Source organism: uncultured Clostridium sp. (assembly GCF_934754925.1).
In the GTDB taxonomy this organism is placed as follows: domain Bacteria; phylum Bacillota; class Clostridia; order Clostridiales; family Clostridiaceae; genus Clostridium.
In genome coordinates, this window is sequence record NZ_CAKVJA010000044.1 from 1 (window position 1) to 22,861 (window position 22,861).

24 protein-coding genes and 1 tRNA gene are annotated in these 22,861 nt (G+C 28.1%); 2 read left to right on the forward strand and 23 right to left on the reverse strand.

Annotated elements, in window-relative coordinates; all coding sequences use genetic code 11:
• The 19 genes from Q0G30_RS11730 to Q0G30_RS11820 all read right to left on the reverse strand — a co-directional run.
• Positions 1–683, reverse strand: a 683-nt coding sequence (locus Q0G30_RS11730) for a response regulator transcription factor (RefSeq protein WP_294390177.1), incomplete at its 3' end; no start/stop codon positions are given.
• Between the two features lie 137 nt (positions 684–820).
• Positions 821–2,788 (reverse strand): excinuclease ABC subunit UvrB, encoded by a 1,968-nt coding sequence (gene uvrB, locus Q0G30_RS11735; protein ID WP_294390180.1) that lies wholly within the window; start codon positions 2,786–2,788, stop codon positions 821–823.
• Positions 2,789–2,974: 186 nt separating this feature from the next.
• Positions 2,975–4,243 (reverse strand): PDZ domain-containing protein, encoded by a 1,269-nt coding sequence (locus Q0G30_RS11740; protein ID WP_294390182.1) that lies wholly within the window; start codon positions 4,241–4,243, stop codon positions 2,975–2,977.
• Between the two features lie 14 nt (positions 4,244–4,257).
• Positions 4,258–5,523, reverse strand: coding sequence for a S41 family peptidase (locus Q0G30_RS11745; RefSeq protein WP_294390185.1), 1,266 nt, complete (start codon positions 5,521–5,523; stop codon positions 4,258–4,260).
• A gap of 152 nt (positions 5,524–5,675) precedes the next feature.
• On the reverse strand, positions 5,676–6,566 hold the full coding sequence (gene ftsX, locus Q0G30_RS11750; RefSeq protein ID WP_294390188.1) for a permease-like cell division protein FtsX: 891 nt from the start codon (positions 6,564–6,566) through the stop codon (positions 5,676–5,678).
• Positions 6,556–7,242 (reverse strand): cell division ATP-binding protein FtsE, encoded by a 687-nt coding sequence (gene ftsE, locus Q0G30_RS11755; RefSeq protein ID WP_294390191.1) that lies wholly within the window; start codon positions 7,240–7,242, stop codon positions 6,556–6,558. The genes ftsX and ftsE overlap by 11 nt, the downstream gene beginning before the upstream one ends.
• A gap of 117 nt (positions 7,243–7,359) precedes the next feature.
• Positions 7,360–8,199 carry a YitT family protein gene (locus tag Q0G30_RS11760; protein ID WP_294390194.1) on the reverse strand — a complete coding sequence of 280 codons (840 nt, stop codon included), beginning with the start codon at positions 8,197–8,199 and terminating at the stop codon, positions 7,360–7,362.
• 27 nt (positions 8,200–8,226) lie between these two features.
• Complete coding sequence (locus Q0G30_RS11765; RefSeq protein WP_294390196.1) at positions 8,227–9,078, reverse strand: YitT family protein; 852 nt, start codon at positions 9,076–9,078, stop codon at positions 8,227–8,229.
• Between the two features lie 173 nt (positions 9,079–9,251).
• Positions 9,252–10,196: a transketolase family protein gene (locus tag Q0G30_RS11770; protein WP_294390198.1), complete on the reverse strand. Its 945-nt coding sequence runs from the start codon at positions 10,194–10,196 to the stop codon at positions 9,252–9,254.
• Positions 10,196–11,020, reverse strand: coding sequence for a transketolase (locus Q0G30_RS11775; RefSeq protein WP_294390201.1), 825 nt, complete (start codon positions 11,018–11,020; stop codon positions 10,196–10,198). Before Q0G30_RS11775 ends, Q0G30_RS11770 begins: the two co-directional genes overlap by 1 nt.
• A gap of 245 nt (positions 11,021–11,265) precedes the next feature.
• Positions 11,266–11,619 (reverse strand): type II toxin-antitoxin system PemK/MazF family toxin, encoded by a 354-nt coding sequence (locus tag Q0G30_RS11780; protein WP_042401953.1) that lies wholly within the window; start codon positions 11,617–11,619, stop codon positions 11,266–11,268.
• Between the two features lie 8 nt (positions 11,620–11,627).
• Positions 11,628–11,888, reverse strand: coding sequence for a hypothetical protein (locus Q0G30_RS11785; protein WP_294390204.1), 261 nt, complete (start codon positions 11,886–11,888; stop codon positions 11,628–11,630).
• 346 nt (positions 11,889–12,234) lie between these two features.
• Complete coding sequence (locus Q0G30_RS11790) at positions 12,235–12,846, reverse strand: germination lipoprotein GerS-related protein (protein ID WP_294390206.1); 612 nt, start codon at positions 12,844–12,846, stop codon at positions 12,235–12,237.
• Positions 12,847–12,966: 120 nt separating this feature from the next.
• Positions 12,967–13,347 carry a holo-ACP synthase gene (acpS, locus tag Q0G30_RS11795; protein ID WP_294390209.1) on the reverse strand — a complete coding sequence of 127 codons (381 nt, stop codon included), beginning with the start codon at positions 13,345–13,347 and terminating at the stop codon, positions 12,967–12,969.
• An 89-nt stretch (positions 13,348–13,436) separates the two neighbouring features.
• The gene (locus Q0G30_RS11800) at positions 13,437–13,736 is read right to left on the reverse strand and encodes a DUF6514 family protein (RefSeq protein ID WP_294390212.1); all 300 of its coding nucleotides are present in this window, start codon (positions 13,734–13,736) and stop codon (positions 13,437–13,439) included.
• 270 nt (positions 13,737–14,006) lie between these two features.
• Positions 14,007–14,366: a single-stranded DNA-binding protein gene (locus Q0G30_RS11805; RefSeq protein ID WP_294133452.1), complete on the reverse strand. Its 360-nt coding sequence runs from the start codon at positions 14,364–14,366 to the stop codon at positions 14,007–14,009.
• 122 nt (positions 14,367–14,488) lie between these two features.
• On the reverse strand, positions 14,489–15,340 hold the full coding sequence (locus Q0G30_RS11810; RefSeq protein WP_294390233.1) for a YihY/virulence factor BrkB family protein: 852 nt from the start codon (positions 15,338–15,340) through the stop codon (positions 14,489–14,491).
• Positions 15,341–15,397: 57 nt separating this feature from the next.
• Positions 15,398–17,710 (reverse strand): ATP-dependent DNA helicase, encoded by a 2,313-nt coding sequence (locus Q0G30_RS11815; protein WP_294390214.1) that lies wholly within the window; start codon positions 17,708–17,710, stop codon positions 15,398–15,400.
• A gap of 70 nt (positions 17,711–17,780) precedes the next feature.
• Positions 17,781–18,368 (reverse strand): DUF1836 domain-containing protein, encoded by a 588-nt coding sequence (locus Q0G30_RS11820; protein ID WP_294390217.1) that lies wholly within the window; start codon positions 18,366–18,368, stop codon positions 17,781–17,783.
• A gap of 448 nt (positions 18,369–18,816) precedes the next feature.
• Here Q0G30_RS11820 and Q0G30_RS11825 point away from each other — a divergent pair, with 448 nt between their 5' ends.
• Complete coding sequence (locus Q0G30_RS11825; protein WP_133015918.1) at positions 18,817–19,062, forward strand: AbrB/MazE/SpoVT family DNA-binding domain-containing protein; 246 nt, start codon at positions 18,817–18,819, stop codon at positions 19,060–19,062.
• Positions 19,063–19,132: 70 nt separating this feature from the next.
• Here Q0G30_RS11825 and rsmI read toward each other — a convergent pair whose 3' ends face one another.
• The 4 genes from rsmI to Q0G30_RS11845 all read right to left on the reverse strand — a co-directional run bounded on the left by rsmI (position 19,133) and on the right by Q0G30_RS11845 (position 22,647).
• Complete coding sequence (gene rsmI, locus Q0G30_RS11830) at positions 19,133–19,978, reverse strand: 16S rRNA (cytidine(1402)-2'-O)-methyltransferase (protein WP_294390220.1); 846 nt, start codon at positions 19,976–19,978, stop codon at positions 19,133–19,135.
• 4 nt (positions 19,979–19,982) lie between these two features.
• Positions 19,983–20,723 carry a tRNA1(Val) (adenine(37)-N6)-methyltransferase gene (locus Q0G30_RS11835; RefSeq protein WP_294390223.1) on the reverse strand — a complete coding sequence of 247 codons (741 nt, stop codon included), beginning with the start codon at positions 20,721–20,723 and terminating at the stop codon, positions 19,983–19,985.
• Between the two features lie 99 nt (positions 20,724–20,822).
• Entirely contained in the window at positions 20,823–22,046 is a 1,224-nt protein-coding gene (locus Q0G30_RS11840) for an NlpC/P60 family protein (protein WP_294390226.1), read from the reverse strand.
• Positions 22,047–22,344: 298 nt separating this feature from the next.
• Positions 22,345–22,647, reverse strand: coding sequence for a hypothetical protein (locus Q0G30_RS11845; RefSeq protein ID WP_294390229.1), 303 nt, complete (start codon positions 22,645–22,647; stop codon positions 22,345–22,347).
• Positions 22,648–22,789: 142 nt separating this feature from the next.
• Between Q0G30_RS11845 and Q0G30_RS11850 the strand changes: the two genes are divergently transcribed.
• Positions 22,790–22,861, forward strand: a tRNA-Pro gene (locus tag Q0G30_RS11850).

A 22,861-nucleotide genomic window follows, 5' to 3' on the forward strand; every position in this document is an offset into this window, starting at 1 on the left:
TTAAATCCAATTCCCCATACTGTTTGTATATATTCATTATCCTTATCAACCTTAGAAAGCTTAGACCTTAAATTACTTATATGAACATTAACAGTATTATCATCCCCCATAAAATCATCTTTCCAAACAGACTCAAAAAGATTCGCTCTAGTAAATACCTTATTGGGATTAGTAATTAATAATTCTAATATATCAAATTCTCTAACAGTTAAACTAACTTCTTTTCCATTAACCTGTACCTGTCTGCTATCAATATCTAATTCTAAATTTTTATGAATTAATTTGTTGCTAATAATGTTTTTGCTAGAAAACTTAGTATATCTTCTTAATTGAGCTTCAACTCTAGCTAATACTTCATTAATATCAAAAGGTTTACTTATAAAATCATCAGCTCCCATCCTAAGTATTGATATCTTATCTTCAGCACTAGTTTTAGCTGAAGCAACTATTATTGGCATAACATGATTTTTTCTTATTTTATTTAATAGTTCTTCTCCAGATATTCCTGGTAACATTAAATCTAAAATTATAAGATCATATTCAAATTGCTCTATACACATCTTTGCTTCGCTTCCTGAATAAGCACCTCTAACTTCATATCCATTTTGAATTAACATTTTACATAAAAGTCCATTAATATCCCAATCATCTTCAACTACTAATATTTTTTTATTTAAATCCATATTTACATTCTCTCCTATATAATCAACTATATAAATTATACCAGTTTTCCAAATAATTAGTTGTAATTTTCATAAAAAAACTGACTCCTACCTTAAAATATAGGAATCAGTTAATAATATAATTTCCAATAAATTTATTAATCCTTAAGCTTATTAATCATATCTCTAAGCTCTGCTGCTCTTTCAAATTGAAGATTCTTAGCTGCATCTTTCATTTCTTCTGTATATTGTTTAATTAACTTATTTTTATCTTTAGTACTTAGTTCAACTGCCTCATATTCATTATAATCAGCAGATTCTTCAGCAACTTTTGTTGCTTCAATTATATCTCTTACATCTTTAATAATAGTTTTAGGTATAATTCCATGCTCTTCATTATATTTAATTTGAATTTCCCTTCTTCTATTGGTTTCTTTAATTGCCCTATCCATAGAACCAGTTACTTTATCTGCATACATTATAACCTTACTTTCTGAATTTCTTGCAGCTCTTCCTATAGTTTGAATCATCGAAGTTTCAGAACGTAAGAATCCTTCCTTATCTGCATCTAAAATTGCCACAAGTGCAACTTCAGGAATATCTAATCCCTCTCTTAATAAATTTATTCCAACGAGAACATCAAATTTTCCCAGTCTTAAATCTCTTATTATTTCCATTCTTTCAATGGTTTTTATATCTGAATGCATATAAGTAGTTTTAACACCCAATTCAGTTAAATACTTAGTTAAATCTTCAGCCATTCTCTTAGTTAAAGTTGTTACTAATGTTCTAAATCCTCTTTCTGTTGTTTTTAATATTTCAGCATAAAGGTCATCTATTTGACCTGTTACTGGTCTTATTTCAACTACTGGATCTAACAATCCTGTTGGCCTAATTATCTGTTCAGCTATATTAGTTGAGTGATCTAGCTCATACTGAGCTGGTGTTGCAGATACAAATATAATTTGATTAATTTTCTCTTCAAATTCAGTAAATTTTAATGGTCTATTATCATAGGCACATGGAAGTCTGAATCCATATTCAACTAATGTATCCTTTCTTGATCTATCACCTGCATACATCGCCCTACATTGAGGTAAAGTAACATGACTTTCATCTATAAACATTAAATAATCTCCCGGGAAATAATCTAATAATGTCTTTGGTGGAGTGCCTGGTGCTCTTCCATCTAAAACTCTTGAGTAGTTTTCTATTCCACTACAATATCCCATTTCCTTAATCATTTCTATATCATAGTTAGTTCTTTGTCTTAATCTCTGTGCCTCTAACAATTTATCTTGCGATGTTAGTTCTCTTAATCTATCCTCAAGTTCATCTTCTATCTCCTTTATTGCCTTATCTAATGTTTCTTGAGATGCTGCAAAGTGAGATGCGGGGAATATAGCAACATGCTCTCTTTCTCCTAATATTTTTCCTGTTAAAACATCGAACTCTCTTATTCTATCTATTTCATCACCAAAGAATTCAATTCTTATTCCCTTTGTAGAAGATGAAGCTGGAACAATATCTAAAGAATCTCCTCTTACTCTAAAAGTACCTCTTGAAAAATCAATATCATTTCTCTCATATTGAATTTCTATAAGTTTCTTTATTATCTCATCTCTATCTTTTTCCATGCCTACTCTTAAAGATATAGTAAGCTTTTTATATTCATCTGGATTACCTAATCCATAAATACAAGAAACTGAAGCTACTATTATTACATCTCTTCTTTCAAACAACGCAGATGTAGCTGAATGTCTTAGTTTATCTATTTCATCATTTATAGACGCATCCTTTTCAATAAATGTATCTGTTTGAGGAACATATGCCTCTGGTTGATAGTAATCATAGTATGAAACGAAGTATTCAACTATGTTATCAGGAAAGAACTCTTTAAACTCAGAACATAATTGTGCGGCTAAAGTCTTATTATGCGCTAATACTATAGTTGGTTTTTGAACTTTTTCAATTATATTTGCCATAGTATATGTTTTACCGGAACCTGTTACCCCTAAAAGAGTTTGATATTTTTCATTATTCTTTATACCATTAGCTAAACTTTCAATTGCTGCTGGTTGATCCCCTGTTGGTTTAAATTTAGAATGAATCTTAAATTCTCCCATATACTCACCTCCAAATTAATATTTATCAATTTAAATATTTTAAACTTAAACTATCTAAAATTATATTACATTTAAAATAACAAAATATAAATACTTTTTACTTCTTATATTCACCATTTTCAAAACTTTTATAACAATCATATTTTACATTAAATAAGAAGTAGAGACTAACATCTAAGCTAGTCTCTACTTCTTATTTTTAATCTCATTTATTATATTCTTTATATCATCAGGTTTTATTTCAAACATATCTTCTCTTTTAACCATTTTAGGTACTAATAGAAGCCCTAACCTTTTATTTCTAGGTTGTATAACATATTCTAATACTTGTCCTGAATTGTTTTTAACTTTCATTGGGACCTTGAGTATACTATCTCTAGCAGCCTTAAAAATATCTCCCTCTGATTTAATATTTTGTCCATTAATTTCTATTATTTTATCTCCACGCTTAATTCCAACATCATATGCTGGTGAATTAGGTGTAACTTCAAGAACCATAATTCCTTCATCATCACTCACGTACAAGCATTGACCTTTTTTTTCAACTCTATACTCATATCTCATAATTAACTCAAAGGCTAATGGTGCATATATTATAGATATTATTTCTCCTAACATATTAATGCTAGCTAACTGTGCCACTAAAGCGACTGATACTCCATATATTAAAATAGTAGTACCACATCTTAAGGACTTAGTTTTCTTTTCTTGAGTGAATGTAACATTGCTATATCCCATTATGCCATACAAAGGAATACTTGCTATCATTGCAGTAGCTAATAAAGATATTATAGCTTTATTATTTATAATAGGCCACCATGATGATACATTTGAGTAAATTGAATCTTCACCTGCTACACTATTAGTAAAAATCATAAGTATAGCAATTGGTATTGGCCAATATCTACTAAATGAAAATCCACCAACTATTTTATCCTCTTTTTTTGTAAATACAGGTATCGCGCCCCTATTTCCATCAACTATTATTAGTACACCTTCTAAAATATATATTACTCCTATAAATGTCATTAATGATAATATATCAATATTTAAAAATAGTTTCATTCCAGTAATACTACTGATTATATTTAAACTAATCCCTATAGCACCTAGTATAGCACTTGAATATGCATATGATATATATTTCTTTTTATAAAATAATGATAATATTGATATCATAAATATAAATTCTATTCCTGAGTTTTCACTAAACGTAACTCCAAGCACAGATAATATTATACTTCCAATTGCACCTGCTAATATTCCTAATACAATTTGGGATAGTGTAAGTTCTAGAGGGGTATTTAACCCCTCTCCTAATGTCATCTTTTGAATAGATACTATTTTAACATTTTTTAAATAAAATATTATCCCAAATACTACAAGCATAACTAAATGCATTGGCTCAATTATTGCTACTGCTATAGACTTTAAGCTATGAATTATTAAATCCATTCTGAGCCTCCTAATTAATTCTTCTCTCTTACTACCTCTAATGCTTTTTGAAATTGTGGATCAATACTTCTATCATAATCCATTTCTAATACTTCTTGTGGAATTTCTACTACTATATCTGGCTCTATTCCTGTACCATGAATATTTTCACCATTTGGTGTGTAGTACTTAGATGTTGTAACTTTAAGTCCTCCCATATCATTAGGTAAAACCTTAAGTTGTTGTACTATACCTTTACCAAAAGTTGTTGTACCTATAGTTGTTGCAGCTCCATGATCTCTTAAAGCACCAGTTACAACTTCAGAAGCACTAGCACTTCCACCATCAACAAGTACAACTAATGGCATCCCAATAGCATCTCCTCCTATTGAATTTGATATTACTTTCTTGTTATATTTATCAATTGTATAAGTAACTACTTCTCCTTCTGGAATAAAGTTAGAAGCTATTTCAACACATTCATTTAAGTATCCACCTGGATTTCCTCTTAAATCTAATATTAGTTTTTTCATTCCTTGTTGTTTTAATTCATTTAATTTTTTAGTAAACTTATCGCTTACTTCTTCATCACTAAAGGTCGTTATCTGAATATAACCTATTCCATCTTCTAGAATTTCCCCTTTAACTGATTCAGTCTTAATTTCAGCTCTTACTATCTCAACATCAAATGGATCATCTATACCTTCACGTTTAATTGTTAATGTAACTGGTACACCTTCTTCTCCTCTAACTCTAGAAACAACAGCCTCTGTATTTAAATCTGTCACTTCATAATCATCAACTTTTAATATTATATCTCCAGCTTTTAACCCAGCTTTTTCTGCTGGTGAACCCTCAACAGGAGCTATTATTGTTACATTATCATCTCTAACTCCTAATTGAGCTCCTATTCCATAGAAACTTCCTTGACTTGATTCCAAAAATGTTGTAAATTCATCCTTATCCATATAAACAGTATATGGATCTCCTATAGCTTCAGCCATACCTTTCATGGCCCCTTCTAAAAGCTTCTCATCATCTATTTCTCCATCATACATTGAAAACAACATACTTCTTAGATTAAACAAGTTTGAATATTTTTCTGTATCTTGAATATCCTCTAAATCACTAACTGCCTTTTCTGGCACAGAACCAATTATAACACCTTTAGTAGCCAGTATATTTCCTAAATAAAATACGCCTGCATATGTTATTAATAGAACAACTAATAGAATTAAGTATTTAACTATTCTCTTTCCAATACTCTTTGGCTTTTTTTCTTGGTCCTTAAAATTCTCCATAAACTCTCTTTCCCTTCTATAATAATATAATTTGTATTGTTAAATTTCCCTTTATTTACGTAAAACTACAACCCATAACATAAGTAATGAGTTGTAGTTTTAAAATACTCTCTCTATATATTTATCTTTGCCTAATTAACAAATTCTATATACTAAACAACTAAGAATTTTCTTAATGCAAATATACTTCCTATTGCTCCAACCACTATACCGCCTCCAACAAAGCAAGCTAATAAAGTTGTTAAAACAAATTGTGGTTGTACTAAGTTTACTATGAACATAGATGAAACAATCCACTTAAATACTCCGTTATATGCAAAGTATAATACTAAACTTGATGCTAATGAACCTATTGCACCAATTATTATTCCTTCAATAACAAAAGGCCATCTAATAAACCAGTCCGTTGCACCAACAAACTTCATTATTCCAACTTCTCTTCTTCTTGAATATACTGTAAGCTTTATTGTATTCATTATTAAGAATACTGATACACCTACAAACACTATAAATAATCCTATACCTACTATTTGAACTACATCAACAAATTTGCTTATTGTATTAATTACATCTTGTTGATTTCCTATTCCTTCAACACCTGTCATGCTCTCAACTGATGCGGCAACTTCTTCAGCATATGAAGGATCTTTTAAGTTAACTATAAATGAACTTGGTAATGGGTTATTAGTTAAATCGTATCCTTCTAATAAACCTTCATTACTTCCTAAATTTTCTTTTAAATTTAGAAACGCCTCATCTTTAGACTCATATGTAACTTCACTAACTTGTGGATTTTCCATCAACTTAAGTTCTATTTCTTTTTGATCAACTAATTTTATATCATCTTTTAAATATACTTGAATTTGAATTTTAGATGCTACATCTTCTATACTTTTATTAAAGTTTAATGCTAATAAAGTAAATGTACCAAATACGAAAAAAGTTATTAATACAGTTATCATAGCAGCAACACTGATTGTCCTATTTCTCTTTATACTTTTTAAAGCATCTACTATAAAATAATTTAAAGTACTAATTTTCATTTTCGTACATCCCCTTCCTATCATCTCTTACAACAATTCCCTTATCAATAGCTATAACTCTCTTTTTCATATTATCTACTATGTCTTTTGCGTGAGTTGCCATTAATATAGTTGTTCCAGATCTATTTATATCTTCTAATAATCCCATTATTTCATTTGCTGTTTCTGGATCTAAGTTACCTGTAGGTTCATCAGCTATTAAAACTGCTGGATTATTAACTATTGCTCTTGCTAAAGATACTCTTTGCTGTTCTCCTCCTGATAATTCATTAGGGAACATTTTATATTTATGAGATAATCCTACTAAAGATAATACCATAGGCACTCTTCTTCTTATTTCTCTTTGTGATGCTTCTACTACTCTCATTGCAAATGCAACATTTTCATATACATTTAAAGTAGGTATTAGTCTAAAGTCTTGAAATACCATTCCAATTTTTCTTCTATAATATGGTATTTGTTTTCTAGTTACTTTAGATAATTCCTTATCAGCTACTATAATTTCTCCCATTGTCGGATCTACTTCTTTTAATAACATTTTTATGAAAGTAGACTTACCTGCACCAGATGGTCCAACTAAGAAAACAAAGTCTCCTGAATCTATTTTTATATTTACATTTGATAACGCTTTAACATTATTATCATATATCTTGGAAACATCCTTAAATTCTATCATAAATAACACCTCTTACAACTTTAAGTTTAATAACTTTAAAAACTATAAAGCCATTATATCATACAAAAAGTCATAATACCAATATTAAAGGGCCATTTACCTCATTTTACTATATTTTTATTGAAAATCTGTAAATCCTTTTCCTAATACTTCTGTTGATTCATTAACAGTTACAAAGGCTTCTGGATCTATTTCCTTTACGTCCTTTTTTAAAGCTATAAACTCATTTGAACTTAAAACTGTATATATTATCTTCACATCACTTCCAGTATATCCACCATTCCCATTAAGTACTGTACATCCTCTATCAATATTTTTAATTATATGATTAACTATATCCTTTTCCTTTGATGTTATTATAAATACTTGCTTACATCTATTAAATCCGTCTATAAATTTATCTATAACTAAACCAATTAAAATTACACTAAAGAATCCAAATAACCCTTTATCTACACCAAATATACTAATAGCTAATATACAAACAAATGAATCTGTAAGCAATACAGATATTCCTATTCCAATTGGAGTGAACTTACTAATAATTGCCGCTATAATACTAGTTCCACCTGTAGATGCACCCTGATGGAAAACAATAGCTGCTCCCATCCCTAAAATTATCGATCCAAAGAAACTAGCTAAAAACATATTTTCCGTTAAAACTCCTGGTGTGAAGAACTTTTCAATTATCCACATAAATACTGAAAGCATTATTGTTGCATAAATACTTTTTGATCCAAATGATTTACCTAAAACAAGAAATGCCAATATAAAAAGAAGAATATTAAGAACAAGCACAACTATACTAGTATCTAAACCTATTAATTTATTTATTACTAGTCCTATACCAGATACTCCCCCTGCTGCAATATCACTTGGAAAGAAAAAATACTCTAACGCTATCGCAGTTAGTGCTATTCCTATTGTGGTTAGTAAATATTCCTTAATCTTTTTCATAATTATCCCCCTATTTTTTTAAAATTTTTAATCCTCATCTATTCCCTTAAATCCTTCTCCCATAACTTCATGAACCTCTCCAACTGTTATAAAAGCATTTTTATCAATGCTACTAATATGGTTCTTTAATTTTATAAATTCCCTTCTATCTAGAACTGTATATAATAATGATGTATCATTTCCAGTAAAAGCACCAACCCCTTTTATAAAGGTACATCCTCTTTCCAAGTCATTTAATATATACTGACTTATTTCCTTATTTTTAGGACTTATTATTGTAATTTCACTTTTAACTTTAAATCCAGCTATTATTTTATCTATAACAACACCATTCACTATGACAGATAGTAATCCATATAGTCCTATATCTATCCCAAATGTTATTGCCCCTAATAGAGTAACTAAAAAATCAACCATAAGCAATGATTTTCCTATATTAAAATGAAAAAATTTATTTAATATTTTAGCTATTATATCAGTTCCACCACTTGAAGCATTAGCATTAAATACTATTGCCATCCCAGCTGCTGCTATTAAGGTACCAAATATAGTAGCTAACATTAAATCATCTGTTACTGTAAATTGAAAAAACTTCTGCATTACCCACATAGATGTTGATAATAAAAGACTACAATATATACTTTTGGCTCCAAACTTAGGGCCTATTACTATTAAAGAAATCACAAATAAAATAGAATCCATAATAAGCACAAGAGGTCCAATTGATATAAATGGTATATAGTGATTTATAACAATTGCTAAACCTGTTATTCCTCCTGCTGCAATATTATTAGGATCAAAGAAATATACTACTGATATTGCAACTAAAAGTATTCCAATAGTTATTAATAAAAAATCTTTAAAATTATCTTTTCTCATAAAAAATACTCCTTACAATTTGAAACTATTTGTATTATTTTCTCTCAATCTACTTTTTTTATCCTAAATGATTTAACATACTTCACCATTATATACCTTTTTTAACCATAAAAAAACTGCGATTTTTTATCGCAGTTTTAAGTGGTAAATAGCTGTTTTGTGGTATATATAATCTATCTTTTTAAAGCAATTGCTTCTTTAACTTTATTTACTATATCTTGTGCTGTTAAGTTATAAGCCTTTAATAATTCATCTGGCTTACCACTTTCTCCAAAAGTATCATTAATTCCAACCTTTAAAACTGGTACTGGATACTTTTCAGTAACAACTTCTGAAACTGCAGATCCTAGTCCACCAATTACGCTATGTTCTTCAGCAGTTACTATAACTCCTGTTTCCTTAGCAGCTTCAATAATTAGCTCGTTGTCTAAAGGTTTTATTGTGTGTATATTTATAACCTTAGCATCAATTCCTTCTTGTGCTAAAATTTCTTTTGCCTCTATAGCAGCATCAACCATAATTCCAGTTGCAACTATAGTAGCATCTTTACCTTCTGATACTACAACACCTTTTCCTAATTTGAATTCATAAGTGTTTTCATCATTTATCACATTAACTGCAGCTCTTCCTAATCTTACATAGCAAGGACCATCATATTTAGCTATAGCTTTAATTGCAGCCATAGTTTCAACTGCATCCGCAGGAGAAATAACTACCATATTTGGTATACTTCTCATTAATGATAAATCTTCAACAGTTTGGTGAGATGCACCATCTTCCCCAACTGTTAATCCAGCATGTGTAGCACAAACTTTAACATTTAATTTAGGATAACAAATTGAGTTTCTTATTTGTTCAAAAGCTCTACCTGCAGCAAACATTGCAAATGTACTTACATATGGAATTTTTCCACAAGTTGATAACCCTGCAGCAACCCCCATCATATTTCCTTCAGCAATACCCATATTGAAGAATCTTTCTGGAGCAACTGCCTTAAAGTCAGCTGTTTTAGTAGATTTAGATAAATCTGCATCTAATACTACTACATTTTCGTTTTCTTTTGCTAATTCTGCTAATGCTTTTCCGTATGCTTCTCTTGTAGCGATTTTCTTACTCATTATCTGTCTCCTCCAATCTCAGCTAAAGCTTTTTCACATTGTTCTTTGCTTGGTGCCGTACCATGCCATGCCGCTTCATTTTCCATAAATGATACACCCTTTCCCTTAACAGTTTTACATATAATAACTGTTGGCATATCCTTACATTCTTTTGCTTTTTCTATAGCATCTATTATTTCATCATAATTATGTCCATCAATAACTAAAACATTCCAACCAAAAGCTTCAAACTTTTTATCTATTGGAGATGGATTCATAACCTCTTCTATATTTCCATCTATTTGTAGTCCATTAAAATCTACAAAAGCAGTTAAGTTATCTAGTTTGTAGTGAGCTGCACACATAGAAGCTTCCCATACTTGCCCCTCTTCTAATTCACCATCACCTAAAATAGTATATACTCTATATGCCTTTTTATCTATTTTCCCTGCTAGTGCCATTCCTACAGCAGAAGAAATACCTTGCCCTAAAGAACCTGTTGACATATCTATCCCTGGTAAACATTTCATACTTGGATGACCTTGTAATCTTGATCCAAACTTTCTTAAAGTACTTAATTCCTCTACCGGGAAGAATCCCTTTCTTGCTAATGCACTATATAAAACAGGTGCAGCATGACCTTTTGATAATACAAATCTATCTCTATCTGGATTTTTAGGATTACTTGGATCTATGTTCATTTCTTTAAAGAAAAGTGTAGTTACAATATCAGCTGCAGATAAAGATCCACCTGGATGTCCTGATGCTGATTCTGTTAACATTGAAACTATATCTTTTCTGATTAGTTTAGATATTGATTTTAATTCTTCTACATTATTAACCATTTTAAAGCCTCCATTAGTAATAATTTATATTAATATATTCTATTATACTCTATAATTATGTAAATTACCCAAATTTATTTTAACATAACCTCTTTTATTTGTATATACTATTTTTGTTTAAAGTGTATATTATTTATTTCAAATTGTATATCACATATATTTTTTTATTATAAAAATAGTAATAATTTATAATAAAAAAAGGCAAAGTACTCCTACTTTACCCTTTTATTAGTTAAATTTAATATTTAAGCTAGACTTATACTAATAAGTAATGATTTATCTACCTTTTTCATGTCAGTCTCTGTCATATGGCCTATTTTTTCTTTAAGCCTTTTTTTATCTAAAGTTCTTATTTGCTCTAGTAACACAACGGAATCTCTATTTAATCCATATTCTTCTGATGAAATTTCTACATGTGTTGGAAGCTTGGCTTTATTAATTTGAGAAGTTATAGCTGCCACTATTACTGTAGGGCTATATTTATTCCCTATATCGTTTTGTATTATAATTACTGGCCTAATTCCACCTTGCTCAGAGCCTATAACAGGACTTAAATCTGCATAAAAAATATCCCCTCTTTTTACAACCATAGTCGTCATTAAAAATATCACACTCCGCAAAGCCATTTCTCATATTCATTTATATCATCAAATTTGTATTTAAGTGACTTTTGTGATGAATTAGCATCATATGAAAGCTCTAAATTAATTTTCGACATTTCTTTATATCCATTTTTTATTAATTCAAAGAACTCATTTGCTTCATTCTCCTCACTATATACTATTAAACTATCTTTAATAAATTTACTACTTTTTTCAAAATCATTTTTAAATTTACGGATTACTATATTATCTATTTTTTTTGACATATTTGACCTCCTAGGAGTTCTATTTCCTATGTAATAAGAAAATTATATTTCAAAATATGTCATTTTGTAAATAGAAATGTCACTATCTGTATAAATTTTATAATTTTTCATAATTGTTAATCTTTTATGAGTATATTTTTAATCATTATTTCTCAAATGATTAATATGTACTTAGATTATCACTATAATTAATACAATTTGATTGAACTAAATACTACACTGGCTAAATTTTCTTTGTACAATTTATCTATATTTCATCATTTGTTTATTATATTTTTATATTCTTAGAATTTGTGCAAAGAATACTGAATTTATATTCAGTATTCTTTTGCTATTTTTAATAATCTTAGTTAAATAAATTTTCATCAATCTCTTTAACTATTTTAAAATCTTCATAAATTATTCGAACTGAATCATTACCATCCTTATCATAAATTACAATTCCGATAGGTGTCTTAGTTTTTTTATTTATAAAAATCCTTGCACTATTAAAATGCTCATTATTTAAAAATAGTTCTGTATCTACTTGTATATATATTGTATCTCCCCATTCTTCTTGTCCTTCTTTTATTGAGTCACTCTTTAATGGGTAAGATAATATTTTATTCATAAATGCCATTGAATGAAGTATGTCCATATCGCTTTCAATTACATACTCCCCTGTAGATGAATTATCCTTTACATGAATTCCATCTTCTTTATAAAGCTTAATTTTATCATCCTTAAACTCTACTCTTACTCCTTTATCCTTTGAATAATATTGAACTGTATCCTCTCGTTCTTCTCCTTTGCTATTCTTAACTATGTACTCAACTTTTGTTTCATAACATTTAATATTTTTTAACTCTCTAATTATTTCCTCATTATTGGGTGAAATGATACCTCTAAAGATAACAACAAGAAAAATAGATATAAAGGGTATAATTAGTAATAATGTTATAATAATTTTTTTCTTCATAGATCCTCCCATAAGCACTATTTCATTATTACTAATATTAAGTAACTATAAATTTTATTCATAATTTATTATTAAGTTACTTAAAAAATATTATTTATGTTAATCTTTACTATATAAATATTATGTAGGTTGGTGAGATTCTAGTACTACAAATGCTATTGCACAACTTCTATTATGAGAAATAGAAACATTAAATGTATAATTATTAACCTTTATTAGCTCTTTTACTTTATTAGATACTTCTAATATAGGTTTACCTAATTCATCTCTAAAGACCTCTATATCACTAAAGGTAAATCCCCTCATTCCTGTTCCTATTGCCTTGCTTACCGCTTCTTTTACAGCAAAATTTCCAGCAATGCTCTCTACCCTAAGCTTTCCTTTAGTCAATTCTTTAAGCTCCCTTTCAGTAAATATCTTTTCTAAAAACATTGGTGTATTGTTTATTGCTTTCTCTATTCTATCAATTTCTATTATGTCTGTTCCAATTCCCAATATCATAAAATCACCTCTTTTGTTAAACTATATATCCATAAGAATAATTTAATTATCTTCTGTGACAATCCCTTATGTAAATATAATTTTAAAAATTAGAACTCAGTGGCACACAAATCTGAATACTCACCTACTATATCAACTAAATGGATAGGAGAAACTAAATTATTAAATAATAGTAATAATATATCATTAGCTTTTTTTTCTTCACTAGCTACTAATCCTACATAATCTCTTTCTAAATTAATTACTTCTCCATTATTAAAATCTTGTCTTTCAATTTCAATTCCAAAAGCTTGTCTATTTCTTACATTCTTTTCAGTCATTCTATATATATATTTAACTTCTCTTTCATTAATATTTACCATTTTGCTTAATGTTTTATTTATCTTCATAATGTCATTACCCCTCTACATATTATTTAATAATTAAACAATACCATACATTGAATTAAAATTATGTCAAATGGTGGTGTTATAGAAAATAAAATTTCCCTTAGCTTTCAACATAATTGTAATTTATTACACTTTTTTCAGTTAATATTATAAATTTACTTACTAATCATGTTATTTAACCAACTAAAATAAATGTCGAAAGCTATAAACATATAAAAAATTTCACTATAAAAAATAGAGATTGCTATTTAACAATCTCCATTTAACAACTTATTCTTCACCAATAACTTCGTTGTTTTCTCTAACTTCTCTTCTATTTCCAACAAATTTGAAGTCTTCAGCAACAACTTCCGCTATATACTTTTTATTTCCTTGTTTATCTTCATAGCTTCCAGTTTTTAATCTTCCGCTTAGACTAATATAGCTTCCCTTAGTCATATACTTACATACTACTTCTGCTTTTCTTCCCCATATAGTTACAGGAATCAAATCAGCCTTTCTAGTTCCATCAGCAGATTTAAAATTTCTATCTACCGCTATTATGAACCTTGTAAAAACTTTTTCACCATTATCTATAGTTTTTAGTTCAGGGTCCTTTATAAGTTTTCCTAATAACACTATTTTATTCATTTAATTACACCTCCTGAATACTTCATATTTGAGTATAACCACTTCAATTTTTTCTATTCATGGAAATTTTATATAATTAATAAAATAGTATTTGAAAATAATTCTAATTTTAATCTTTAAAATTAATTTAGTAAATTAGTTTTCCTTATAACTATAAGCGAATTAATTTCTCCACCTATAATTAAAATTATAGAAGTTAGATACAACCATGTTATTAATATAATAACCGCACCTAATCCCCCGTATATTTTAGAATAATTACTGAAATTATTTATATAAAATGAAAAACCTAATGAAACTACTAACCAACCAATAGTACATGCTATTGCTCCTGGTATAACTTCCCTCCATCTAAGCATTTTGGATGGTGTATATCTATATATACTTGCAAAAATTAATATCATCATAAATACAACTAATACATATCTAAGAAAATTCCATACCCTGTATACTACTGTAGGAAACGGCAAATAAGATGCTAATAAATTTCCTATTAATCCACCAAATACTAGCATTACTAAGGTTAACAGTATTACAAAAGCTAATGCAAAGGTACAAATTATTGCTATAAAAGCTCTTTTTATAAATGATCTATTTTCATTTAATCCATAGGCTTTATTTATTCCTTTAATTACTGCTCTAAATGCTGAAGATGCGGACCAAATTACTAATAATAAAGAAGCACCTAATAATCCAGTATTTTGTTTTTCAATAACCTCTATAATTACACTATAAATAAGCTCAAATGCACTAGTTGGTAACATTGCTCGTAGTGCACCTAATACCTCCATAGAATCTAAATTACTAAATCCAATTAATGTTAATAAAAAAATTAAAAAAGGGAAAAATGATAATATTAAATAATATGCTAGTTGAGCAGCTAAAGCAAAAATATCATCATCTCTTATCTTAACTATAAAATATATTATAAACTTAAAGAAACCTCTTTTTATACTAGCCTCTTTTTTAGACATCATATCACCATATTTCCTTTCTACTTTATATAATATAACATATTTCATTTTATAAAATTAATATTTCTTACAGTTAAATATAAACTCTTTTATATCCCACTCCTTAGGTAAAATAAACTTATATTTATAATCTTTATATCTTCTATCTATTAATAATATTCTACCCTTATCATTCTCCGTTCTTATTACTCTTCCTGCTGATTGAAGCACTTTATTTATTCCTGGATATGTATAAGAATAATCAAAGCCACTTGAATCAAAGTATTCTGCTATTATATTATTTTCAATAGAAACCATAGGAAATCCTACCCCTACAATAATAGCTCCAATCAATTTATCTCCAGGTAAATCGACACCTTCTGAAAACATTCCACCTACAACAGTAAATCCAATAATATTATTCTCCTCATTAAAAGCTCTTAAAAACTCTTCTTTCTTAATTTCTGATAAATTCTCTTCCTGTATTATAACTCCCCTTTCTCCATATAATTCTATATATCGCGAATGTACTTTATATAAATAATCAAAGGATGGTAAAAAGGCCATATAATTACCTTTTCTTTCATTAATAAATTGATATATAACTTTACATAATATATCAATATTATTTTCTCTATTAACATATCTCATATCTAAAGGATATAAATATGTTAATAGATTTTCCTTATTAAATGGTGAATCGAACCTCAATTTAAAACTTTCTTCATCTCCACCTATTAAATCTACATAATATTTTACCGGAGATAGTGTTGCTGAAAATATAATACTTGAATAAGTACTTTTAATGACTTGTCTTAAATTTTTAGCAGGATTAATACAAAATATTTTTATAGTAAATTCATTTTTATCATTTTTCAAGATAGTTGTATATTCTTCATCATATAATTCACTTGCTGCAATAAAGTTTCTTACTTCATAATAGAACTCTAATACATCTTCATATCCCTCTGTTCCTTTACCTTTTACTAAGTAATTATCAGCCTCACTAACAAAGCTTCTCAATAATTTTATTAATTCTTTATATTCCTCATTATGATATTTGAAACTTTTGTTTATCTCTTCTAATTCTCTCCTTATATGTATCATTTCTTTATTTATAGAATTAGATATTTTATATAACTTCGGTACTTTTCCCTTTATAATCCTATTAACAGACATTACTTTGCTTTTTTGCAAAGTACAGCTATACATTTCTCTAGCTCTATTAACAAGATTATGTGCTTCATCTATTAATAATATATTATCCTCATTTCTATCTTCAAATATTCTTTTCAATCTTACTCTTGGATCAAAAGCATAGTTATAATCACAAATAACTCCATCACACCAATTGCTTAAATCTAACGAAAGCTCAAAGGGACATACCTTATATCTATTAGCATATTCAATTATTTCATTTCTAAAAAACACATTATTGTTTTTTATTAAGTTGTTTATTACAGAATTTATTTTTGTAAAATAATCTTTTGCATAAATACAATCATCTGGATTACATTTTACTTCATTATTAAGACATATTTTTTCCTTTGCAGTTATAGTAACTACTTTAAATTTTAAATTATTTTTAAGTAACTTAAAATATGCCTCTTCTGCTACAGTTCTAGTTATTGTTTTAGCAGTTAAATATATTATTTTTTCTCCCATTCCTTCTCCTATTGCCTTTAATGCTGGGAAAATGGTAGATATAGTCTTACCTATTCCTGTGGGAGCCTGTGCAAATAATATTCCTCTTTTTCTTATATTACTATAGCAACTTACAGCTAATTCTCTCTGCCCCTTTCTATATGATTTAAATGGGAATTGTAACTCTTTTATACTTTTATTTCTTTCTTCTTTAAATGATTCTTTTAAAGTTAATGTTTCTAAATATTGGCTAACTAATCCATCTACAAAATTTTTCAATTCTTCAAAGGTATATATATGATCAAAAGACCTAACTTCATCTGTATTTATATTAAAATAACTTAATCTTATAGTTATATCTTTTAGATTATTATCTATACAATAAATATATCCATAAAATTTTCCTTGAGCCCAATGCAGTAGATTATAATCCTCATATAAATAAGCTAAATCCATGTAAGTTGACTTTATCTCTTCTATAATTATATTTCCCTTTTCATTTATAATTCCATCTGCCCTACCCTCTACTAATAAAATTATGTTTTCCTTTTGAAACTCATGTTGCATTCTTACTTCTTTTTCATAATTTTCGTATATTTCTAAATTATCTTTTTGAAGTTTTCCATGTGCAATTGTTCCATCTATAGCACGCCCTCTAGATATAAATCTATCATCTAAACTACCTGACTTTAATACATATTCAACTATTCCTCTAACAGATTCTCTAAACAGTAATTTCTCCTTCATAAATCATTCCTCTCTTATATTACTATTTTATTATAACAAAAAAGCTACCAATTAAATCGGCAGCTTAAGACTAAGAATGATATTCTTTTACTATTTTTTGAACTAACTTTTTAATAGCACTAGCCTGAGCTATTAATGATAATACTATAACAAAAGTTCTAATACTATTTTCATCTTTTTCATCTAATTCTAACTCTTTAATAATAGAATCTAACTTTTCATCATTTATTGCTGTGGCATTTAAATGTTTATCAAAACTTTCCTCTTGAGTTTCAAAAAATAATTTATATGCAGTTTCCCAATCTATAATGTCATCTGATCTATCATTTATTTCATTAAAAGCCAAACTAAAAACCTTTTTAATTTCCTCTGTTGTAAGTATTGGTCTCATGTAGCTTAATAATACAAGTTGAACTAAATGTATCTTAGTATACCCTCTTTTTTTACCATCCTCTGGTTTGCTAATAACTTCACTTTTTATATAGTTTTGAACTATATTATTAGTATATTTATCTTCAACAAATTTATCATTTAAAAAATCTATTACTTGAGATAAAAAAAGATCGTATTTCGGTAACTCTTCATAAGGTATCATTGATGTATTAGATATTTCTTCTGCAATCTTTTTTATATAATCATTATCAATCTTATTAACCATATTATTTCACCTCACGTTTCTATAATTGAATATTTATATTATATAGTAACCATAAACTTGTTACAAGTTATTTTTTTCTATCTTATATGTTGTTTTTTTTGTTATTATAATATTGATTCTTAACATATATTATTGAAACTATTCTTTTAAATCAGCTTTTTACTTTTTTTCCTTTTTTTATTTTTATATATTTAATTTTTTTAAACTTGTCCACCGTAATTCTACAATATTAGAGGACAAACTATGTCTTATTATGTTTATTTTGTCATTTATTTTATAAAAGGTTATTGACTTTTCAAAAATATGGTAGTATAGTTTATTTATGAATTAATTTAATAAGAATTTTCTAATTAAAACATTTTTTTAAAGTTTATTATTGACTTTTAATTACATATCTGTTAATATTAATCTGCTAAATGTCGAAACTTGTTTCAAGGAGGAATTTTAAATGAAATCAACTGGAGTTGTAAGAAGAGTAGATGAACTAGGAAGAATAGTTATTCCAATAGAATTAAGAAGAACTTTAGATATCGCTGAAAAAGATGCTTTAGAAATATATGTAGATGGTGAGCAAATCATATTAAAGAAATATGAACCAGCTTGCATATTCTGTGGCGATGCTAGAGATGTTGTTAACTATAAAGGTAAAAACATCTGCAAAAACTGCATGGAAGAATTAAAAGTTGGTAAGTAATTAATCATTACTATACATAATTTTATTAAATAAATAAGAGAGTCTACACCTTTGTAGACTCTCTTTTAATTTACAAATTAATTGCTATTTTATAAACCTCTTTTTTAGGGATTTCTCTCTCTTTGGCAACCATCTTTATAGCTTCTTTTTTATCAATTCCGCTATTTATTAAATTAATTAAATGTTGTTCTACTGTTATTCCACTAAGCGCTTGCTCCTTCTCAGCTCTAAATTCACCTTCACTTTTACCTGAAATAACTAATACAAACTCTCCTCTTGGTCTATTATCTAAAAACCAATTATAAGCTTCTTCAATAGTACCCCTGTAAATATCCTCATGTAATTTTGTTAACTCTCTACAAACAGCTATACTTCTATTACCTAATGTTTGTCTTAAATAATCTAAAGTATCTATAAGCCTATGTGGTGATTCATAAAAAATTAAAGTCTCTTTTTTATCCTTAATTTCTTCTGCTAATATTTTTCTTTCTTTAGTTTCTCTTGGAATAAATCCTCTAAAAATAAATTTTGTAGTATCTAAGCCAGAGTAAACTAAAGCTGTTGTAATAGCTGTTGCTCCTGGTAAAACTTCAAATTGTATATTGTTTTCTATACACTTTCTAACTACTACACTTCCCGGATCTGATATTCCTGGTGTACCTGCATCTGTAACTATTGCTATATTTTTTCCTAATTTTAATTTAGATAATATTTCATCACTTTTCCCTTGTTCATTATGTTGATGATAACTAAAAAGTGGTTTTTTTATATTAAAATGATTTAATAACTTTAAACTTTGTCTTGTATCTTCAGCTGCAATTTCATCAACACTTTCTAATACTTCTAATGCTCTTAATGTTATATCTTTTAAATTACCTATTGGTGTAGGTACTAAATATACCTTTCCATATTCCATATAATTACTTCCTTCCATAAATACGATCTATTTCTTCACTATAATTTCCATTATCATCATATACATATAGTGTTTCTTCCCACTTTAAAAATGCTCCACCATCTCTTTGACCTTCTACTAACACTATGTTAGGTGCTTTTTTAGTATTAGGCTGAACCATTCTAACTCTCTTTGGCTCTATTTTATGTTTTCTCATAAGAACAAAAATATCAGCTAATCTTTCCGGTCTATGTACTATAAACATTCTTCCATTATCTTTTAGTAATCGTCTAGCTGCTATAATTACATCCTCTAATGTGCACATTACCTCATGTCTAGCTATAGCTAATTTATCATTTGGATTAACTATTCCTGCATTATTTAATTTATATGGAGGATTAACTGTTAATACATCAAACTTACCTAACGAATCTAATAATGCCTTATCCTTTAAATCACCCTGAACAAATTTTACTACATCAGTAGTATCATTAAGTATAGAACTTCTATTTGCCATTTCAACCATATCTTCTTGTATTTCTAGTCCTACAACTTCCTTTGGCTCGTATTTACCATAAGCTAAAAATGGAACTATACCTGTACCTGTACATAAATCAATAACTCTATGCTTATTCTTTATATTTGCAAAATGAGATAATAATACTGCATCTACCCCGAATCTAAATCCTTGTTGTTTCTGAATTAACCTTAATCCATTTAGTTGTAAATCATCAACACCTTCATCAATATTTATCTTAACGTTCATAAAACACTCCTTATTTAAATTGTAAACTAAGTACTTTTATTATACATATTATACGCCAAAAAGACTAGGATTAATAAAATCCTAGTCTATAATCACAAATTATACTACTCTTCTTGCTGTATAGAATTTATATACGCTTGAAACCTTAACTACATCACCAGTACTTGGTGCATGTATCATTTGTCCCCCACCTATATATATACCAACATGTCCAGTATGAGGGAAAACTAAATCTCCTGGTTGTAAATCATTATAAGATACAGCTACCCCTACATTTATTTGATCATATGTTGTTCTTGGTAAACTTACTCCTGCTGCATTTCTAAATACATATTGAGTAAATCCTGAACAGTCAAATCCACTTGGAGTTGTTCCTCCCCATAAATAAGGTGTTCCAAGGAATTGGTATGCATAATCTACTATTGCATTACCTGTTGCAGATACTGTTGAATCACCTCTATTTGGCTTACTAGCAGTATTTGCTGCATTTATTGCTGCTTGAAGCTGTGAAACTTTATCCTTTGCAGCTTCAATTTTAGTATTTATCTCTTCTTTAACTATTCCACTCTTAATTTGGTTATCTCTTATGTTTCTTAATTGACTAATTGCACTGTTTAAATCATCAATTGAACTTGATGAATTTTCTATAACTGAGAATTGTGGTGTAACTAATTGTCTTTCTGAAACGGCTAAGAATTCTCTTTCAAACTCAGCTTGTTCGGCTTGAACTTGTGCAACTAATTTTTCTTGCTCAGCCTTTTTAGCTTCAAATTCACTTAAAGACTTTTTAGTTTCTTCATTTACTTTTGTAAGTTCTTGTTCCTTTGCATCTAAAGATGTAATTTTCTCATTAAGAGAATCTTGCTTGTCCTCTAATTCCTTAACAATCTTTTTATCTATGCTTACTAATCTGCTAGTTGATTCAATTTTACTAATTAAATCATTAAAACTATCAGCGCTAAATAATAGCATTATGTAACTACTTTGTCCACCTGATTTGTATAACTCTCTAATTCTTTTACCTAGAACTTCCTCAGTCTTTTCAATTTCATCTTTAGCAGTTTCTATTTCTTTTTCTGTATTTTCTACTTCAACCTTTATTTGTTCCATTTGAGCGTTATTTGATTCAATTGTTTGAACTAAAGGTTCTATTTCTCCATTTAAAGTGTATATTTGATTATTTATATCTTCTATCTTTTGTGTTAACTCATCATATTTCTGCTGGTTTTCTATTACTTCTTGATTTGGTGTAGCAAAGGCAGGCATTGCTGAAGTAATAACTAGAGTTGCAGCTAATACAGCTGATATTATCTTTTTCTTCATATTATCCGTAAGGTCTCTTGACCTTCCCCCTCTCCTTTGTTTTCCTTACCATTATACCACTTATGGAAACTTTGGACAATGGTAAATTTTTTAAACCGGCATTTTGCTTGATGTAAATGTATACCTTACTTTATTTTACTGGGAAACAAATTCCCTTTTTCACCCATATTATAAAATAATTGTTTGTTATATAAATAAAATTGCAAGTTCATATTCTAAAATCTAATATTTGTGAATATGAACTTGCAATTTATTTTTCTTTAATCCTAAATATTTATATAAAAAAATTTGATATTATTTAATTTCTAATTTTCTTATTTAATATGTACTGAGTAGCAGATAATATAGCTATAGATATAACGAATATAATAACTACTGTTTTACTAACACTTCCTGAAATAAATGAAATAATAGAGCAAATCAATCCTATTCCCCCTATTGCAATATTAGTATATCCACTAATCTTCATTGCTTTAACCTCTTTATAAACTTCTTTATCTTTAGTATTCATACTTTTTATATACTTATTATTTAATAAAAATGCTCCTAATAATATAAACCCTAAGCTTCCTAGAAACATTACTAAAAGTGTAATATTCATATTCTCACCTCACCAAAATATTTATAATAATAAAATTATAGCACAATAATTATAAAAGTAACTTACCTCGTAAATAAATAAAATATATTTAAATAAAAGTGTTGACATAATTATAAATATGAAATATAATATTAATGTACTTCGGGGTGTGGCGCAGATGGGAGCGCGCGTGGTTTGGGACCATGAGGTCGCAGGTTCGATCCCTGTCACCCCG

Excerpts from the sequence above, each read along its gene's own strand:
- ftsX (WP_294390188.1), bottom strand. The coding sequence starts at position 6,566 with ATGAAAATTAGTACTTTAAATTATTTTATAGTAGATGCTTTAAAAAGT.
- ftsE (WP_294390191.1), bottom strand. The coding sequence starts at position 7,242 with ATGATAGAATTTAAGGATGTTTCCAAGATATATGATAATAATGTTAAA.
- Q0G30_RS11805 (WP_294133452.1), bottom strand. The coding sequence starts at position 14,366 with ATGAATAAAATAGTGTTATTAGGAAAACTTATAAAGGACCCTGAACTA.
- Q0G30_RS11810 (WP_294390233.1), bottom strand. The coding sequence starts at position 15,340 with ATGTCTAAAAAAGAGGCTAGTATAAAAAGAGGTTTCTTTAAGTTTATA.
- Q0G30_RS11845 (WP_294390229.1), bottom strand. The coding sequence starts at position 22,647 with ATGAATATTACACTTTTAGTAATGTTTCTAGGAAGCTTAGGGTTTATA.
- rsmI (WP_294390220.1), bottom strand. The coding sequence starts at position 19,978 with ATGGAATATGGAAAGGTATATTTAGTACCTACACCAATAGGTAATTTA.
- Q0G30_RS11825 (WP_133015918.1), top strand. The coding sequence starts at position 18,817 with ATGAAATCAACTGGAGTTGTAAGAAGAGTAGATGAACTAGGAAGAATA.
- Q0G30_RS11775 (WP_294390201.1), bottom strand. The coding sequence starts at position 11,020 with ATGGTTAATAATGTAGAAGAATTAAAATCAATATCTAAACTAATCAGA.
- Q0G30_RS11745 (WP_294390185.1), bottom strand. The coding sequence starts at position 5,523 with ATGGAGAATTTTAAGGACCAAGAAAAAAAGCCAAAGAGTATTGGAAAG.
- Q0G30_RS11760 (WP_294390194.1), bottom strand. The coding sequence starts at position 8,199 with ATGAAAAAGATTAAGGAATATTTACTAACCACAATAGGAATAGCACTA.
- Q0G30_RS11820 (WP_294390217.1), bottom strand. The coding sequence starts at position 18,368 with ATGGTTAATAAGATTGATAATGATTATATAAAAAAGATTGCAGAAGAA.
- Q0G30_RS11740 (WP_294390182.1), bottom strand. The coding sequence starts at position 4,243 with ATGGATTTAATAATTCATAGCTTAAAGTCTATAGCAGTAGCAATAATT.
- Q0G30_RS11780 (WP_042401953.1), bottom strand. The coding sequence starts at position 11,619 with ATGACGACTATGGTTGTAAAAAGAGGGGATATTTTTTATGCAGATTTA.
- acpS (WP_294390209.1), bottom strand. The coding sequence starts at position 13,347 with ATGATATTGGGAATTGGAACAGACATAATAGAAATTGATAGAATAGAG.
- Q0G30_RS11815 (WP_294390214.1), bottom strand. The coding sequence starts at position 17,710 with ATGAAGGAGAAATTACTGTTTAGAGAATCTGTTAGAGGAATAGTTGAA.
- Q0G30_RS11840 (WP_294390226.1), bottom strand. The coding sequence starts at position 22,046 with ATGAAGAAAAAGATAATATCAGCTGTATTAGCTGCAACTCTAGTTATT.
- Q0G30_RS11790 (WP_294390206.1), bottom strand. The coding sequence starts at position 12,846 with ATGAAGAAAAAAATTATTATAACATTATTACTAATTATACCCTTTATA.
- Q0G30_RS11835 (WP_294390223.1), bottom strand. The coding sequence starts at position 20,723 with ATGAACGTTAAGATAAATATTGATGAAGGTGTTGATGATTTACAACTA.
- Q0G30_RS11785 (WP_294390204.1), bottom strand. The coding sequence starts at position 11,888 with ATGTCAAAAAAAATAGATAATATAGTAATCCGTAAATTTAAAAATGAT.
- Q0G30_RS11800 (WP_294390212.1), bottom strand. The coding sequence starts at position 13,736 with ATGAAGATAAATAAAACATTAAGCAAAATGGTAAATATTAATGAAAGA.
- uvrB (WP_294390180.1), bottom strand. The coding sequence starts at position 2,788 with ATGGGAGAATTTAAGATTCATTCTAAATTTAAACCAACAGGGGATCAA.
- Q0G30_RS11765 (WP_294390196.1), bottom strand. The coding sequence starts at position 9,078 with ATGAGAAAAGATAATTTTAAAGATTTTTTATTAATAACTATTGGAATA.
- Q0G30_RS11770 (WP_294390198.1), bottom strand. The coding sequence starts at position 10,196 with ATGAGTAAGAAAATCGCTACAAGAGAAGCATACGGAAAAGCATTAGCA.